This is a genomic window from Paraburkholderia sp. J63 (assembly GCF_905220245.1).
In the GTDB taxonomy this organism is placed as follows: domain Bacteria; phylum Pseudomonadota; class Gammaproteobacteria; order Burkholderiales; family Burkholderiaceae; genus Paraburkholderia.
The window spans coordinates 496341-513543 of sequence record NZ_CAJMZF010000001.1; the positions used below are offsets into that span (position 1 = coordinate 496341).

The following is a 17203-nucleotide window of genomic DNA, read 5'->3' on the forward strand; positions in this document are numbered from 1 at the left end:
GCGCCGTGACGATGCGTTCGCTTCGATGCTCGGGCGTTCAATCGCGCAGCGGCGCGTTCAGGTAGGCCGCCATAGTGCCAAGCCGCTCCTTGCCGCTCGCGAGCTCCATCTTTGCAATGGCCTGGAGGTGGACTTCGTCGGGGCCGTCCGCATAGCGCAGCGCGCGTCCCCAGGTCCAGTGATCGGCAAGCGGCGTGTCGGGGCTTGCGCCCATCGCGCCGAACACCTGCATCGCGCGGTCGCAAACGGCGGTATGAACCTGCGGCACCAGCGCCTTGATCATCGAGATTTCCTTGCGCGCCGATTTCGCGCCGACTTCGTCGATGAGCCACGCGGCCTTCAGCACGAGCAGCCGCGCCTGATCGATCTCGATGCGCGACTTCGCGATCCATTCGCCTATCGTGCCGTGCTGATGGAGATATTTGCCGAAGGTCTTGCGCTCCTGCGAGCGCGCGATCAGCAGTTCGAGCGCGAGCTCCGCCGCGCCGATCGAGCGCATGCAGTGGTGAATGCGCCCCGGTCCCAGGCGGGCCTGCGCGAGCGCGAAGCCGCTGCCTTCCTCGCCGAGCAGATTCGACGCGGGCACGCGAACGTTATTGAACGTGATTTCGCAATGGCCTTCGGGCGAGACGTGGTTCATGACCGGGATATTGCGCACGACCTTCACGCCCGGCGTGTTCGCCGGCACGAGAATCATGCTTTGCTGGCGGTGGCTTTCGGCATCGGGATCGGTCTTGCCCATCACGATATAGATCTTGCAGTTCGGATGCGCCGCGTTCGTGATGAACCATTTGCGGCCGTTGATCACGTAGTCGTCGCCGTCGCGGCGAATCGACGTCGTGATGTTCGTGGCGTCGGAGGAGGGCACGTCCGGCTCCGTCATGGCGAACGCCGAGCGGATCTTGCCCTCCAGCAGCGGTTCGAGCCACTGTTCGCGCTGCGCCGGCGTCGCGAACATGTGCAGCAGCTCCATGTTGCCGGTATCGGGCGCATTGCAGTTGAAGACTTCGGGCGCCCACGAGACGCGCCCCATGATCTCGGCGAGCGGCGCGTATTCGAGGTTCGTGAGGCGCGTGCCGGGTTCGTCGTCCTTCAAGTGCGGCAGGAACAGATTCCAGAGGCCATCGGCTTTGGCGAGGGCCTTGAGGTCTTCCATGAACGAGACGGGATAGTGGCCCGCGTGCACTTCTTCGTGCCACTGGCGCTGGCGCGGCACGATGTGCTCGTCCATGAAGCTGCGCACGCGGCGGATCAGGTCCTCGACCTTGGGGCTATAAGCGAAATTCATGATGCGTTCACTCCGGAGGGTTAGATCGTCAGTCCGCCATCGACGACGATGCATTCGCCGTTCGTATAGCTCGCCGCGTCGGACACGAGATAGAGCACGGTGCCCGCCATTTCCTGCGGCTCGGCGTGGCGGCGCAGCGGAATCTCGCTCATCCACTGGTCGTAGATGTCCTTGTTCTCGAACAGCGCGCCGGCGAACTTCGTCTTCGTGAGGCCGGGCAGCAGCGCATTCACGCGGATGCCGAGCGGGCCGCACTCCTTGGCGAACGCGCGGGTCATGTTGACGACGGCCGCTTTCGTGATCGAGTAGATGCCCTGGCGCTCGCCGGGCTGCAGTGCGTTGACCGAAGCGGTATTCACGATGACGCCGCGGCCCTGCGCCTTCATCATCTTGCCGGCTTCGACCGACATGAAGAAATAGCCGCGCACGTTCACTTCGACGGTCTTGTTGTAGGCGGCGAGATCGGTGTCGAGGATATGGCCGAAATACGGATTGGCCGCGGCGTTGTTGACGAGAATGTCGAGGCGCCCATGCTGCTCGCGAATATGGGCGAAGATGGCCGGGATGTCTTCCATGCGGCCGACGTGGCAGGCAAAGGCTTCGGCGCTGCCGCCGTCCGCGCGAATCCCGGCGGCAACGGCTTCGCAGTCTTCGAGCTTGCGGCTCGAGACGATCACATGGGCGCCTTGCCCGGCCAGCAGCCTGGCGATGGCTTCGCCGATGCCGCGGCTCGCGCCGGTCACGAGGGCGATGCGGCCCGAGAGGTCAAACAGGTTCGTGGTCAATCTCGTCTCCTTGATTCGGGGTATCAGTGCGTGTTCCGCGCGTGTTCGGTTATGCAATCAGTTCCGCTGCGAGGGCGGCGAGCGGCTCCACCATGCTTCCCACTTCATGCGCGTTGGCATTCGAAGCATTGCCCTGCAGCGCACGCGCTTTCACGCCTTGAGCAATCGAAGCGAGGCGGAAGAAGCTGAGCGCGAGATAGAAGTTCCAGTTCTCGATGCCAGGCAGGCCGCGTAGTTCGCAGTACTGGGCAATCATTTCGGCTTCCTCTGGAATGCCCAGCGCGCTGCGGTCCTGGCCGCGCAGCCCTGTGATATGCCCCTTCGACGGCAGGCGCAGGCACATGCAGAAGTACGCGAGATCGGCGAGCGGATTGCCGAGCGTCGAGAGCTCCCAGTCGAGTATCGCGCGCACGCGCGGGGCGTCGGGCGCGAAGATCAGGTTGTCGATGCGGAAGTCGCCGTGCACGAGCGCGGGGCGTTGCGTATCGGCCGGGCAGTGCGCGGGCAGCCACGCGATCAGCGCCTCCATCGCCGCGATGGGCTCCGTTTCGGCGGCGCGGTATTGCTTGGTCCAGAGCTCGATCTGGCGCTGGAAATAGTTGCCGGGGCGGCCGTAATCGCCGAGCCCGACGCTTTCGGGATCGACCTCGTGCAGCGCCGCGAGCGTCGCGACGATCGCCGCGTAATAGTCGCGCCGCGCGTCGCGATCGAGTTCGGGCAGGGCCGGGCTCCAGAAAATACGCCCTTCCTCGTAGCTCATCAGATAGAACAGGCTGCCGATGACGTCGCGGTCTTCGCAAAGGTGCCACGCGCGCGCCACGGGAACCGGCGTGTCGGCGAGCGCGCTGAGCACGCGAAACTCGCGGTCGACGGCGTGCGCGGATTTGAGCAGTTGTCCCGGCGGCTGGCGGCGCAGCACGTAGCGTCCGCTCGGTGCTTCGAGCAGCCAGGTGGGATTGGACTGGCCGCCCGGGAATTTCGTCGTGCGCACCGGGCCGCGAAAGCCCGCGAGATGCTGTTCGAGGTAAGGCGTGAGCCGGTCGAGGTCGAGGTCGAGCGACGGGCTGGAGGATTCGCTGGTCATATCGTTCGCTGCAGGACGGGTCTGGGCGGGCTTGCCCGATGGGCTAGCCGTAAGTGTGAAACGGATGGCGTTGCGGATCGTCGAGGTGGGCGATGCCGTTGAAGCTCGACAGTTGCAGCGCTTCGCGGTTGAAGTAGCAATGCGTCACGCTGCTATTGCGGATCTGCAGGTTCAGCGCGATGGCCGTGGCGGCGGGGGCGTGCAGCATCTGCTGGACAAGGGCGCCGATCACGCCGCCTGACGTGACCACGAGCACGCGTTGCGCGCCGCTTTGCTGGATGGCGGTCCGCGCATTGGCCACGCGCTGCTGGAAGGCGGCCCACGTTTCGGGCGCGCGCTCGTCGAGCGCGCCTTCGGTCCACAAATACAGGACCTGCCGCAAGGATTTGAAGAATTCGCGCGGGCTGTGCTTCAGGGCGTCGGCGAGGCCGCGATGCGCGTCGGGGAGCGCGGCAAAGAGCGCGTGGAAATCGTATTCGTCTAGTCCGGCGTGAATATCGCACCCGGCCGGCAGGTCCGGCATCGCGCGACGGATCGCGTCGAGCGTCTGCGCGTGGCGCAACAGCGTGCCGGTCACGACGCGGTCGAAGCGGACGCCGTCGCGCGCGAAATGCTCGCCGAGCCAGAGGCTTTGCTGCACACCGGCATCCGAGAGACAGTCGTAGTTGTCGGCGCCGAGAGACGCCTGGCCGTGCCTGACCAGAAAGAGTTCCGCCATCGCTTCGCTAGCCATTGAAGTAGTGGGGCTAGCTTAGTGGGTGGGCGGGTATTGATGAAGTTTATTTGGTGAATGAAGTGCTATTCATGTTGGTGATCCTCACGACCTCCGAAACCCCGTCTCCGGCAGATGCGCCTCCGCCGTTTCCTGCGTCTGCGCTTCCTCGCGCTCCCGCTCCAGCAACGGATACGCGAGCGCACAGATATGCGACTGGATGCGCACGAGGTCGCGCAGCACGTCCAGATGCAGCGAGCTCGACGCAATGCTGTCCGGCTGTCCCTCGCGCAGCCGCTCCAGATGCCGGTCGCGCGCCGCGCGTTCGAGCCGCCGCAGCGCCTGCTTGTCGGCGATGAGCTGGGCGGCGGTCTGCGTGCGCCCCGAGACGAGCAGCGCCTGAGCCCGATGGAAGCTGCCCGTCACCGAGCGGTGCATCACGCGCAATTCCTCGGCGCCCTCGGGCGAAAAGCTCAGTTGCGCCTTGATCTTTTTCTGCGCGATTTCCAGCAGGTTCTTGTCGATGATGTCGCCGATATGTTCGAGGTTGATCACCGCGGTCATGATCGCCGAGGCCCAGCGCCGGTCCTCGTCGCTCAAGGGCTCGCGCGTGATCTCGGTGACATAGCCCTTGATCGCGTCGTGCAGCATGTCCACGGTGTCGTCGCGGCTCGCGAGATCGCTCACGGCGCGGCGGTCGTTGGCCAGCAGCACCGGCACGCTCGCGCGCAGCATCGCCTCCACGACTTCGCTCATCCGGATCACTTCGCGCGCCGCGCAGGCGAGCGCCTGTGCGGGCGTCTCCAGCGCGCCTTCGTCGAGGTAGCGCGGCGCGTTCGAATCGTCGGCGATGCCGGGCGCGGGCAAGAGCCGTTCGAGCAGCCGCGCCACCGGGTCCAGCAAGCCGATGAACAGGATCGCGATCGCCACGTTCAGGCCGGTATGGAAGTTGGCGATGGTATGGCTCGCGTCGCCGGGCAAGCCGTCGAGGAGGCGCCCGAGCGGCCCGCAGGTGCCGAGCAGCAGCATGCACACGCCGCCGCGTAGCAGCAGGTTGCCGGCGGGCAAGCGGCGGCGGCTGCGGTCGTCGCCTTTGGCCGCTTCGAAATACGGGTTCAGCGCGCTGCCCACGTTGGCGCCCAGCACCATGGCAATCGCGCTGTCCATGGGAATCGAATGCAGGTTCGCGAGCGACATCACGAACAGCACGACAGGAATGCTTGAATGCGCGGCCCAGGTGAGCAAGCATGCGAGCGCGGCGTTGAGCACGGGCTCGCCGGCCAGCGCGCCCAGCACCGTGCGCAGCGCGGGCGCGGTTTCGGCGGGCTGCACCGTCGAGACGAGCAGGGTGAGCGCGAGCAGCATGAGACCGAGGCCGATCATGGCGCGGCCGATGTCGCGGTTGCGCGAGCCCTTGCCCTTCTCGAACAGGGCCATGCCCACCAGCAGGCAGGCGGGCGAGATCCAGCTCAAGTCGAGCGAGAAGGCCTGCACGATGAGGGTCGAGCCCACGTTCGCGCCGAGCATCACGGCGAGTCCCGTGACGGGGCGCATCAGCCCGCGCGCCGCGAATGACGACGCGATCATGCCCGTCGCCGTGCTGCTTTGCAGCGCGCCCGTGATGGCGAGTCCCGCGAAAAACGCGTTGAAGCGATTGCCGAGGCTTCTGGCCATGAAGCGCTTGAGCGAGGCGCCGAACGCGCGCATCAGCCCCGACTCGACCATGTGCAGGCCCCACGTGAGCAACGCCACGCCACCTGCGAGATGAAGCACGATCAGAATCACGGCCCCTCCTTGCGTTGTTTTTGCGTGCGCAACCTGCGTTCCCGCGGCAGTTGCGCCGGGTATTGCCCCGCGCAACCGCGCTCCGCGATTGCTCTTTCTGGTTTCGTCAGTCCATCACCGCACCGCTGCCCTCGTCGAGATGCGCGAGAGGCCGAGCAGCACGAGCAGCGTGCCTGCGCCTAGCACCATCGTGAGCGTCGACGCATCGAAGATCGCCCCACGGTCCGAGAGCGCGAAGATGCCCACGGGCAGCGTCACCCATCCCGGCGGATAGATCATCAGCGTGGCGCCCAGCTCGCCCATCGAGAGCGCGAAGCTCAGGCTGAACGAGGCGAGCAGGTAGGGCGCGATGAGCGGCAGCGTCACGCGAGTGAGCTCGTAGAAGGGCCGCGCGCCGAGACTCTCGGCCACTTCGCCGTACTCGGGCGCGACCCGCGAGAGCCCCGCCGAGACGTTGCCGTAGGTGAACGCCGAGATCAGCAGGAAGTGCGCGAGGAACACGATCGTCGCCGTGCCGTTGAGCAGGACCGGCGGCTGGCTGAACGCCACGAGCAGCCCGAGGCCGATCGAGACCGAGGGCACCGCGCTCGGCACGAAGAAGATCACGTCGAGCACGCGCTTGGGGCACCCCTTCATGCGCTTGAGCGCGAGCGCCGCCCATGTGCCGCTCACGAGCGCCGCGCCGCTCGCGAGCGCGCCGGTCAGCACGCTCACGCGCAGCAGGTCGGCGGAATCGCCATGCAGTGCCCGCGTGTAGTGCGCGAGCGTGAAGTGGCTCGGCAGGATGCCGTTCCATTGGCCGCTCACGCTCGCGAGCGCGATCATGGCGACCGGCAGGCCGTAGATCGCGCAGAACAGCAGCGCGGCGGCGCTCCATGTCGAGACTCTTGCCCATCTAGCCCAGAGCAGCACGGCGACCTCCGAAAAGTGACAAGACTGTGCGGTAGCAGGCATAGAGCCCGAGCGACAGCGCAATGTTGATGACGGCAATCACGCACGCGGTGGTGTAGTCGAACTCCTGAATGGCCTTGCCGTAGATGAGCAGCGGCAGCGTGATGACGTCCTTCGCGCCGATGAACAGCACGATGCCGAACTCGTTCACGGTGAGCAGCAGGCAGAGGCTTCCGCCCGCGAGCAGCGCGGGCAGCGCGGCCGGCAAGATGATCTGGCGGATGATGCGCAGCGGCTTTGCGCCCAGGCTGCTCGCCACTTCGATCTGCGCGTTGTCGATCTGCGAGAAGCAGGCGAGCAGTGGCCGCATGATGAACGGCGTATAGACCGTGATCTCGGAGAGCACGACGCCCCACTGCGTGTAGAGGAAGTCGACGGGCGGCAGGTTGAGGTGAAAGATCTCCATCAGCGATTGATTCAGGAGTCCCGCCGATCCATACACGAACGTGAACGCGAGCGCCACGAGAAAGGTTGGCAGTGCGATGAATGTGTCGATCAGCCGGCCCACGAAGCGCGCCCCCGGAAACGGCACGAACGCGATCACGAGCGAGAACACGAAGCCGAGCACGAGACAGCCCGCCGACGCGCACACGGCAATCGCGATCGTGTGATAGAGGCCGCTCAGGAACTGCCGTGAATGCAGTACCGTGCCGAAGTTCGCGAGCGTGAGCGTGTGGGTATCGCCGCCCAGCGCCTGCGCCACGATGAGCCCGAACGGGTAGAAGAAGATCGCCGCGAGCACGACGAGCGGCGGCGCGATCCACAGGTTGCGCGAGAGCGCGCCGGCGCGGCCCGCGCGCGCCGGCGGCGGCGCCATCACCGGGTTAGCGATATCAGCCATGGCCTTCGACCTCCGGCACGAGCGTGACGTCCGCGGCATCGAAATGCACGGGCAGCACGGCGCCCGGTTCGGGCGGGCTTGAGAGCGGCGCGCGCGTGAGGCGCAGGGTCTCGTCGCCGACTTCGAGCACCACGCTGTGCAGCTCGCCGAGCCACTGCACGCTGCGCACGATGCCCGTCACGCAGTTGGACTTCGGCGGGCTCGGCTCGAAGTGCAGGTCGTGCGGGCGCACGCACACGTAGCACTCGCTGTTGGCGACAAGGCCGTGGTGGTTGCGTCCTTCGATCACGAAGTCGCCGCAGCGCACCCGAGCGAAACCATCGGCGAGCGGTTCGAGCTGCCTCGCCGGCAGCACGTTCGCGCGCCCGAGGAATTCGGCGGCGAAGCGGTTCGGCGGATGCCGGTAGAGCCCCTGGGTATCGCCGTAGGCCACGAGCTTGCCGTCGCGCATGATGCCGATGTGGTTCGCGAGCGTGAGCGCCTCGGTCTGGTCGTGCGTCACGTACAGCACGGTCAGCGAGGGCAGGCTGCGGTGCAGTTTCGCGAGCTCGTCGAGCATCGAGCGCCGGATCTGCGCGTCGAGCGCCGAGAGGGGCTCGTCGAGCAGCAGCACCTGCGGCCGGATCGCGAGCGCGCGGGCAATCGCGACGCGCTGCTGCTGGCCGCCCGAAAGCTCGCGCGGATAGCGCTTCGCATACTTCGACATGCCCACGAGCCCGAGGCACTCGGGCACGCGCGCACGGATCACGTCGGCGTGGGTGCCGCGTGCGCGCAGCCCGAACGCGACGTTATCCTCCACGCGCATGTGCGGGAAGAGGGCATAGTTCTGCACCACCATGCCGATGTTGCGCGCATAGGGCGGCAGCCGCGTCACGTCCTTGTTGCCGATCACGATGCGTCCCGCGCTCGGCTGCACGAAGCCCGCGACCGCCCGCAGCGCCGTGGTCTTGCCCGAGCCCGAAGGGCCGATGAGCGCGACGATCTCGCCGGGCTTCACGGTGAGCGTGAGCGAATCGAGGATCGTCTGTCCGCTGTACGCCACCGATACGTTCTCGAAACCGATCCCGCTCGCGCCTTGCGCGAGAGCGGCCGGCACCGGGGAGGCCTGCTGCTGCGAGCCCCGTTCCATGGTCAGGGAATTAGCCATTAGTTACTCGAAATCGCGTGGTTGTACGTCGCCACGTCGGACTTCAGGTCGCGCATGACCTGATTCCAGTCGGGCACCCAGATGTCGACGCCTTGCAGCGCGGCGTTGAGCGTCTTGAAGTTGGGGTCGGTGGGATGCACGTCGGTGCGCACCGGCATGCCATAGGCGGTCTTGCTGACCGCTTGCTGGGCTTCGGCGCTCAGCAGGAAGTCGATCAGCTTCTTGCCGTTCGCGGCGTGCGGCGCACCGGCGACGAGACCGACGTAGTAGGGCAGCGAGAACGTGGTGCGCTTGCCGTCGGGGCCAGCGGGGAAGAACACCTGGATGTTCGGGTTGTCGCGCATCTGGGAGAGGTTCATCTGCAGGTCGCCGTTGGCCACGTAGAGCTCGCCCTTGTTCACGAGCGCCGTGAGCTTGCCCGTGGAAGCGGACGGCCCGAGGTTGTTCACCTGGAGCTTGCGCAGATAATCGAAGCCGCCTTCCTTGCCGCCGAACGCGTGGAAGGTCTGCAGCATGAGCGCGGTGCCGTCGCCGGCCTGGCCCGGTGTGGAGTACTGCACTTTCTGCTTGTACTGCGGGGCGAGCAGGTCCGCGTAGGCCTTGGGCGGGCTCTTGAGCACCGCCGAGTTGTAGATGAAGGTGGGGTAGTTGTCGACCATCGCGACGTAGAGGCCCTTCGGGTCTTTGTCGCGCGCATCGATCTTGTCGGCGCCGGCCGGCGTGTATGGTTGCAGCAGACCATCGGCGGCGGCTTTCTGCATGAACGGCGGCAGCGTGACGAGCACGTCGGCCTGAATGTTCGACTTCTCCTTGCCGAGGCGATCCACCACGCCGCTGGAGCCGGCCTCGATGTACTGTACCTTGATGCCCGTTGCCTTTGTGAAGGCTTCGAATTCGTTGCCGAACCAGCTGGGCGAACCGTCGTGCAGACCGTCCGCGCTATAAATGGTCACGACGTTGGATTGCGCGTAGACGGGGGCCGCTGCGAGGGCGAAAGCACAGGTCACCGCGGCGATCAGTGGAGTCTTCATATTCATCATCCTTCCTTGCGTTGGGTTCGGATGCTGGAAAAACCTCATGTGGCCGCGCTTTTGGCGGCTTGCGTCGCTTTCTTGGTTCTGCCGTGTGACAACAACGTGACAGGCACGTGACAATGCTGCCTGTTCAATTTATTTGAAGCAATGCATTTGAAGCCATCGGGGTGACGTCGAGAGTGAAGGCGAGGACAATGCGCGCGGCCGTGCCCGGAACCCCGTCCGGGGCCGTGCCGCGCGTGCGGCGCCTGGCGCGCGTCACTCCCAGGGCATCGACCACGTCCGCACGTTGGTGTAGCTTTTCATGGCCTCGACCATGCCCTCCTTGTAGCCGTTGCCCGAATCCTTGATGCCGCCGAACGGCGACATCTCCGTGCGATAGCCGGGCACTTCCCAGACGTTCACGGTGCCCACTTCGAGGTCCTTGACGAAGCGCGTCGTGTAGTCGAGCCGGTTCGTGCAGATGCCCGAAGACAGGCCATAGGCCGTCGAGTTGGAGATGCGGATCACCTCGTCGAGGTTGTTGGGCACGCGGATGATCGGGATCACCGGGCCGAACGTTTCCTCGTGCACGAGCTCGCAGTCGTAGGGCACGTGATCGACCACGGTGGGCGCGAAGAGAGCGCCCCGGCGCGGCGCGCCATAGAGCACGCGCGCGCCGCGCGACTCGGCGTCGGCCACGCGGCGCTCGAACAGCTGCGCCGCGGATTCGTTGATGACGGTGCCCACGTCGACGCTCGGGTCCATCGGGTCACCGCACTTGAGCTTCCTCGCGTGCACAAGCACCCGTTCGACGAATTCGTCGGCCACGCTCTCGACCACGAGAATGCGCTTGACGGCCGTGCAGCGCTGGCCCGAGTTCTTGGTCGCGCCCGTGACCGCGAGCTGCGCCGCGCGTTCGAGGTCGGCGTCCTCCATCACGATGAGCGGGTCGTTGCCGCCGAGCTCGAGCACCGTGCGGCGGTAGCCCGCGTTCTGCGCGATGTACTTGCCCACGCGCACCGAGCCCGTGAAGGTGATGAGGTCGCAGTGCGGGTCCGTGATCATCGAATCGCCCATCGTGCGCGGGTTGCCCGTGACCACGCTCAGCATGTCGGGCGGCAGGCCCGCTTCGTAGAGCACGTCGGCGAGCGCGAGCGCGGTGAGCGGCGTGAGCTCGGTGGGCTTGAGCACGACGCGGTTATTGGTGGCGATGGCCGGCGCGAGCTTGTGGCTCACCATGTTCAGCGGATGGTTGAACGGCGTGATCGCCGAGATCACGCCCAGGAGCGGCAGGCGCGTCGTGAAGATCTTGCGGTTCTTGCCGTTCGGGCTGATGTCGCACGAATAGACTTCGCCGTCGTCCTTGATCGTGAGCTGCGCGGCGAACGACCAGACGTCGTAGGCGCGGCTCGCCTCGTAGAGCGAGTCCTTCCAGCAGAGCCCCGACTCCGCCGTGATGAGGCGCGCGAAGTCCTCCTTGCGATCGCGCAGCGCCTCGGCCGTGGTCTGCAGGATGCGCTGGCGCTCGAAGCGCGTGAGAGACGGCTTGACGGCATGGGCCTTGGCGAAGGCCTCCTGCACGTGCTCGGGACGGCCGGCGGGCACGGTGCCCACCACCTCGTTCGTGTACGGGTTCAAGACTTCGATCACTTCGTCGGTCGCGACCTGCCGGCCGGCGATGCGCATGGACTCCTGCTTGAATGCGGGTTTGGTCATGACGTTCATCGCGTACCTCGTTGCGGGATCCAATGAGTTTCCCGGGGACTTTGCTGGGGCCTGCGCGCGCCGCTTGCGAAGGCGGGCGGCGGCGGGCAGGGTAGGTTCGGTGTCTACATGGCGTTCAGTGTGTGCCGTGCGGGCCGTCGCTCAGGCGATGGCGGTTTGCACCACGCAGTTCAGCGCGACGTCGAAGATGTCGAAGTTGCGCAGCGCGCGGTCCTGCGGCCAGTCGGTCTTGCGGTTCACGAGCAGCGGCACGTCCTGCTCGGAGATCCCGCCGTGCGAGCGCAGCGGCTCGGTGAGGCCCGAGAAGTCGTGGCGCGCGGCGCTCGTGCCGAACACCTTGCTGCGCGTGCCCACCACGACGATGTCGCCGACGCGGTCGGGCGGCAGCTCGAAGCGCTCGCATGCGGCTGCGCTGTCGAGCGCGAGCTCCACGCCCTCGGTCTTGCGCAGGCGCTCGATGAGCGCCGCCGCGTCCGCGCCTTCGGGCAGGTAGACGGTGGCGAACGAGCCGAGCGCGCCGTGGTGCGCCACATACGGATCGGTGATCGGCAGGATCACGCGCGCGCAGCCCTTGCCGGTCCACTCGTCGAACAGGTCCTGGAGATAGAGCACGTCGGGCTCGCCGTTCGCGCGGTGCTTGTCGTTCATGCCGTGATCGGCCGTGATCGCGAGCACGCAGCCGGCCTCGTCGAGCTGGCCCACGTAGCGGTCGAACATCGCGTAGAACTCGTTGGCCTTCGGCGAACCGGGCGCGGCCTTGTGCTGGACGTAGTCGGTGGTCGAGAGATACATCAGGTCGGGCCGGAAGGTATCGAGCAGCTTCACGCCCGCCGCGAACACGAACTCGGAGAGCTCGGCCGAATAGACGTCGGGCAGCGGCTTGCCGACGAAGGCCAGCACGTCGCCGATGCCATTGCCCGCGCGCGTCGCCTGGTCGGCCTTTTCGGCCGAGAACGCGATCGCGCGGCCGCTCGCAAAGTCGAGCCCCTTGCCGAGCAGCGTGCGCAGCTTGTCCTTCGCGGTCACGACCGCGACCTTCGCGCCGGCGGCATGGAAGGTCTCGAAGATCGTGGGCGCGCGCAGGAAACGCGCGTCGTTCATCATCACTTCTTCGCCGCTCGTGCGGTCGTAGAAGTAATTGCCCGCGATGCCGTGCACCTTGGGCGGGCGGCCCGTGAGGATCGAGAGATTGTTGGGGTTCGTGAAGCTCGGAATCACGCACTGGGCGATGCGGCTCGTGCCCGTGCGCAGCAGCCTCGCGAGGTTCGGGGCGCGCCCGGCCTTGATGGCCTCTTCGATATAGGCGGGCTCCGAGCCGTCGAGGCAGATCACCACGACGGGCGCCGTGGGAAAGCGGTACTCGCGGCCGTTCACGGCCAATGCGTTGTCGTTCAATGTGCTCATTGCTTCTTCCTTCAAGCTGTTTTTGCAACCGGACGGGTTACACCTGAGCCGGCCGCGCCTGAGCCGGCCGCGCCCATTTCCTCCAGCACTTCGCCGATCGCCACCAGCGCCGCGCGCATCTCCTTCTCGCCGATGCGGCCGATGCAGCCGATACGGAACGAGTCGGCCACCGTGAGCTTGCCCGGGTAGATCACGTAGCCGCGCGCCTTGAGACTTTCGTAGAACTGAGCAAAAACGAAGCGCGGGTCGTCCGGAATATGGAACGTGACGATGATTGGGGCCTGCAACGCATCGGGCAGCAGCGGCTTGAAGCCGAGTGCGCGCATGCCTTCGAGCAGGATCCGGCAGTTGTTGCGATAGCGCGCGCCGCGTCCGGCCACGCCGCCTTCGGCGTCGAACTCGTTGAGCGCCTGGTGAAACGCCACGATCACGTGCGTGGGCGGCGTGAAGCGGTACTGGCTCGTTTTCTCCATGTTGGTCCACTGTTCGTGCAGGTCGAGTACGAGCGTGGTGGCGTTGCCCTGGGTGCGTTCGAGCGCTGCGCGGCGGCAGATCACGAAGCCGAGGCCCGGCACGCCTTCGATGCACTTGTTCGACGAGGCGGCGACCGCGTCGATATGCATGGTCTGCACGTCGAGCGGCAGCGCGCCGAACGCGCTCATCGAATCGACGAGATAGCCCTTGCCATATTTGTGCGCGAGCGCGCCGATCTGCGCGATGGGGTTGAGGATGCCCGAGGTGGTCTCGCAGTGAATCGTGAACACGTGCGTGATCGACGGCCGGCTCGCGAGCAGCGCCTCGACCTGGGCGAGATCGGGCGGCGTGTCCTCGGGCGTTTCGTGCACCACGGTCTTGCGCCCGGCGATCTCGAGGATGCGCTTCGCGCGCTTGCCGTAGGCGCCGTTGATGAGCACCAGCACCTCGCCGTTCGCGGGCACGAAGCTCGTGAGCATCGCCTCCACGGCGAAGGTGCCCGAGCCCTGCATCGGCACGGTGACCCAGTCGCCGGCGCCGTTGGCGATGCTGGCGAGGCGCGTGAGCACCGAGCGGTTGATTTCGATGAAGTTCGCGTCACGAGATCCCCAGTCGTGGACCATCGCCGCCTTGACGGTGCGCGAGGTGGTGAGCGGGCCGGGGGTGAGCAGCAGCGGATCGCCGGTTTCTGAAGCGGCGGGCGGGCAAGACGTGGAAGAAGCCGTCATGTGGGTGTCTCCGTGAGGTCGGTTCTGACACTACGTCACTGCATTGTTAAACCCACTTTAGGCCTTGCAACAAAAACAGTCAATACGCCATAAATTGCCACATACCCAGGAGATATACCGATAGGTCGGACGGTTGCGCCTGAACTGCGCAAGGCGAGCGGAGAACGGCAACGGCGAGCGCGCTCAGCGCGTCTGTGGAGCACAGGCGCGCTGGATTGGGTATTAGCGGAGAGGGCGGCCAGTGGCGCAGGTGGCCGCAAGGGAAGGGCGCGAACGCGCGTCGGCTTTAGCCTTGGCCGCTGGCGACGATCACGCTCCACTGGTTCTGCGCGAAAACGCGCGCCAGCGGGGCGGGTGGCGGGGCGTCGACGATCACCCCGGCGATGTGCGGGACCGGCGCGATCCGCACGGGCGTGCCGTGCTCGAACTTGCTGTGGTCCGCGAGCACGTAGACCTCCTTGCCGGCCTTCATCATGAGGTGGCGCTGCTCGGCGGCGAGCCGCGAATAGTCGGTGAACTCGCCTTCGGGCGAGATGCCGCCCACGCCGAGAAATACGAGATCGCAGCGGAAATGCGCGAGCGCCGCCATGGTCTCGACGCCGAACGCCGCCTCGTCGTTGGGCTCGATGTCGCCGCCGAGCATGATGACCTTCACGCCCGGCGAGCGGCACAGCAGCAGCGCGATCGGCAGGCTGTTGGTGATGACCGTGAGGTCGCTGTGGTTCGCGAGCGAGGCCGCAAGGCCGAGCGTGGTCGAACCCGAGTCGATCAGCACGACCATGCCGTTGGCCACGAGCCGCGCCGCCGCCGCGCCGATCGCCGCCTTGCCGAGCGCGTTGGCCGCCTCGCGCGTGGCGAGTGAGGGCTCGTCCTGGGGCCGCTTTGCGGCGCCGCCATGCACGAGCGAGAGGCGGCCCTGCTCGGCCAGCGTTTTCAGGTCGCGGCGGATGGTTTCGCGCGAGACCCCGAGCGAGGCCGACATGTCCGCGACGCTCACGGAACCGCTTGCGTCGAGGCTTTGCAGGATGTAGTCGATGCGGCCGACGGCGAGACGCCGGTTCAGCAGCGCGGCCGGCGCAACGGGCGGAACGGAGTGGTTAGCGGCCATGGTGTCGGGTTCCCGGACATGTTAAGTCACAAATTACCACAAAATGCCGCGCGTTTCGATGTGGCAGTGTGGCTGAGGCGGGAATGATACGGGCGGAACGTGGCGAAATCCCGTGCGGAATGCGCGTAAAACTGGCTACAGGCTTGGCCGATGGGGCGATTTGCGTGGATCGTGGCAGGATTTCGGCGTGTGGTTTTGGTGTTGTTTTTTGTTGTTTTATGTTGCACTCTTCGGCTTACGGATAGTCCTGCTTCGACATGACCTCGTTTGCCAGGCCCGCTCGTCACGGGTTGCGATGCGCAAGACGTGTCCCAAGGTATCGTCGCGAACGATACGGCCGTGCCGGTTGGTTTCATCATCTATTCAGGGATGCTAATTAAACAGTCTCGGGCAGTGAGGATCGTATTCGCGCCTTGCACAGGAGTCGGGCATGGCGCCTGATGCGGTGGCGCGAATCTCCTCTTATCCGCGATGCTCTCGCCTTCGTCCGAAGGCAGGCCAATCGGGCTGCCCACTTTTATTCTTGCGTTGATTCAGTCCAGCGCGATCGGCGCGCGCCCCGCGGGCACAGTCGATGCAGGCGCGCGGCGAGCCAGCAATTACGAAGCCGCGCGGTTCGGCTATGCCGGCGTGCTTATTGGCCGCGAGTGACCTATTCTGGAGAGACACCAGAGGTTCATTCCCTTCCAGGTTTTCGACAGGAGGTGTGCCATGTCGATGTCGCCTACCCTGCAGGCGTGCCTGCACAGCAAAGGTTCCCGCTACGAAATCGTGCGTCACCCATACAGCCATACCAGCATGGAAACGGCGGCTGCGGCGCACGTTCCCGGTGACCGTCTCGCGAAAACGGTGCTGCTCGAAGACGAGCACGGCTACGTGGCCGCGGTGCTGCCCTCGACCTACGCCGTGCAGCTTTCCGAGCTATGGAGCAAAACGGGACGCCGGCTCGCGCTCGCCACGGAAGTCGAGTTGCGCGAGCTGTTCAAGGACTGCGACGCGGGCGCATTGCCGCCGATCTGCATGGCCTATGGCATGAAAACTTATCTTGAGACGAGCCTTGCGGGGCAGCCCGATATCTACTTCGAGGCTGGCGACCACGAAGAACTGGTTCACATGGACGCGGATCAGTTTCTGGCGCTGATGAACGATGCCGAGCGCGCGCACTTCGCGCGGCGCATGCGCGGCATGGGCGCTCTGAGTGGCATGAGCAGTATGCGCACAAAACAGTGAGGCCAGGCTGACCCTTGCGGCGCCAGCCGCGCAGGCACGAGAGACCGGCGGCTGGCGGCCACGGTGCGATAATGCCTTGCGCCGGGGTTCCGGCGACCTTTTCGCACCGAGCCGCACGTGTCATGCGCGGCACTTGCCTGGACACTCATGACCATCGATTCCGCTATCGTCGAAGCGTTCGCGCCCACCGGCACGCTGCGCGCCTCCATCAATCTCGGCAATCCGATCCTCGCGAATCGCGACCCGGCTTCGGGTGAAGCGTTTGGCGTATCCGTCGATCTCGCGCGGGCGTTCGCGCAGCAGCTTGGCGTGCCGCTCGAACTCGTGGTGCTCGACACCGCGAGCCAGTCGGTGGAAGCCGTGAGCGACGAGCGCGCCGATTTCGGCTTCTTTGCCGTCGATCCCAAGCGCGGCGAGACCATCGCGTTCACGGCGCCTTATGTGCTGATCGAAGGCTTTTATCTGGTGCGCGCCGATTCGCCCGTGCGCACGAACGCGGACGTGGACCAGCCGCACAATCGCGTCGTGGTCGGCAAGGGGAGTGCCTACGATCTCTTTCTCACGCGCGAGCTGAAGGCCGCGCAGATCGTGCGCGCGCCGTCGTCGCCCACGGTGGTGCAGACGTTCATCGATGGGGAACTGGAAGTGGCGGCGGGCGTAAAGCAGCAACTCGAAGCCGATGCGCGCAAGTCGCCAGGACTGCGCCTGCTCGACGAGCGTTTCATGGTGATTCGCCAGGCGATGGGCGTGGCGAAGAGCCGGGGCCCGCGCGCCGCTGCCGTGCTCGGCGAATTCGTCGAGGCGATGAAGGCGTCGGGTTTTGTCGCCGCTTCGCTCGCGCGTCACGGCATCGAGGGCGCCTCGGTCGCGCCCGCTGCCTGAGCTGGCGCAGCGGCGCGATTCAGAGGTTGCGTCGGACGTTGCG

15 protein-coding genes are annotated in these 17203 nt (G+C 66.0%); 2 read left to right on the forward strand and 13 right to left on the reverse strand.

Translation table 11 applies throughout. The features are described 5' to 3' along the window. Positions 1–37 precede the first annotated feature (37 nt). From U5775_RS02195 to U5775_RS02255, 13 genes are all read right to left on the reverse strand, one after another. Positions 38–1288, reverse strand: a complete 1251-nt coding sequence (locus U5775_RS02195) for an acyl-CoA dehydrogenase family protein (protein WP_322056481.1) — start codon at positions 1286–1288, stop codon at positions 38–40. Between the two features lie 20 nt (positions 1289–1308). Beyond that, a complete protein-coding gene (locus U5775_RS02200; protein WP_322056482.1) occupies positions 1309–2073 on the reverse strand; it encodes an SDR family oxidoreductase in 765 nt (254 codons plus the stop codon). A 49-nt stretch (positions 2074–2122) separates the two neighbouring features. Beyond that, complete coding sequence (locus U5775_RS02205) at positions 2123–3157, reverse strand: phosphotransferase (RefSeq protein WP_322056483.1); 1035 nt, start codon at positions 3155–3157, stop codon at positions 2123–2125. Positions 3158–3200: 43 nt separating this feature from the next. Then, positions 3201–3875, reverse strand: a complete 675-nt coding sequence (locus tag U5775_RS02210) for a histidine phosphatase family protein (protein WP_322056484.1) — start codon at positions 3873–3875, stop codon at positions 3201–3203. A gap of 99 nt (positions 3876–3974) precedes the next feature. Next, positions 3975–5654, reverse strand: coding sequence for a Na/Pi cotransporter family protein (locus U5775_RS02215; protein WP_322056485.1), 1680 nt, complete (start codon positions 5652–5654; stop codon positions 3975–3977). 114 nt (positions 5655–5768) lie between these two features. After that, entirely contained in the window at positions 5769–6566 is a 798-nt protein-coding gene (locus U5775_RS02220) for an ABC transporter permease subunit (RefSeq protein WP_322056486.1), read from the reverse strand. After that, complete coding sequence (locus tag U5775_RS02225) at positions 6550–7446, reverse strand: 2-aminoethylphosphonate ABC transporter permease subunit (RefSeq protein ID WP_322056487.1); 897 nt, start codon at positions 7444–7446, stop codon at positions 6550–6552. The genes U5775_RS02220 and U5775_RS02225 overlap by 17 nt, the downstream gene beginning before the upstream one ends. Beyond that, complete coding sequence (locus tag U5775_RS02230) at positions 7439–8593, reverse strand: ABC transporter ATP-binding protein (RefSeq protein WP_322056488.1); 1155 nt, start codon at positions 8591–8593, stop codon at positions 7439–7441. The genes U5775_RS02225 and U5775_RS02230 overlap by 8 nt, the downstream gene beginning before the upstream one ends. Further along, on the reverse strand, positions 8593–9624 hold the full coding sequence (locus U5775_RS02235; protein WP_322056489.1) for a 2-aminoethylphosphonate ABC transporter substrate-binding protein: 1032 nt from the start codon (positions 9622–9624) through the stop codon (positions 8593–8595). The genes U5775_RS02230 and U5775_RS02235 overlap by 1 nt, the downstream gene beginning before the upstream one ends. Positions 9625–9885: 261 nt before the next feature. After that, the gene (gene phnY, locus U5775_RS02240) at positions 9886–11334 is read right to left on the reverse strand and encodes a phosphonoacetaldehyde dehydrogenase (protein ID WP_322056490.1); all 1449 of its coding nucleotides are present in this window, start codon (positions 11332–11334) and stop codon (positions 9886–9888) included. Positions 11335–11475: 141 nt separating this feature from the next. Continuing rightward, positions 11476–12738 (reverse strand): phosphonoacetate hydrolase, encoded by a 1263-nt coding sequence (gene phnA, locus U5775_RS02245; RefSeq protein WP_322056491.1) that lies wholly within the window; start codon positions 12736–12738, stop codon positions 11476–11478. An 11-nt stretch (positions 12739–12749) separates the two neighbouring features. Continuing rightward, complete coding sequence (locus U5775_RS02250; RefSeq protein ID WP_322056492.1) at positions 12750–13940, reverse strand: 2-aminoethylphosphonate--pyruvate transaminase; 1191 nt, start codon at positions 13938–13940, stop codon at positions 12750–12752. A 286-nt stretch (positions 13941–14226) separates the two neighbouring features. Continuing rightward, positions 14227–15048: a DeoR/GlpR family DNA-binding transcription regulator gene (locus tag U5775_RS02255; protein ID WP_322056493.1), complete on the reverse strand. Its 822-nt coding sequence runs from the start codon at positions 15046–15048 to the stop codon at positions 14227–14229. 711 nt (positions 15049–15759) lie between these two features. Here U5775_RS02255 and U5775_RS02260 point away from each other — a divergent pair. Together U5775_RS02260 and U5775_RS02265 are read left to right on the forward strand one after the other, a co-directional pair. Continuing rightward, positions 15760–16278 carry a YbaK/EbsC family protein gene (locus tag U5775_RS02260; protein WP_322056494.1) on the forward strand — a complete coding sequence of 173 codons (519 nt, stop codon included), beginning with the start codon at positions 15760–15762 and terminating at the stop codon, positions 16276–16278. A gap of 147 nt (positions 16279–16425) precedes the next feature. Then, positions 16426–17160, forward strand: a complete 735-nt coding sequence (locus U5775_RS02265) for an ABC transporter substrate-binding protein (RefSeq protein WP_322056495.1) — start codon at positions 16426–16428, stop codon at positions 17158–17160. The last annotated feature ends 43 nt before the right edge of the window (positions 17161–17203 follow it).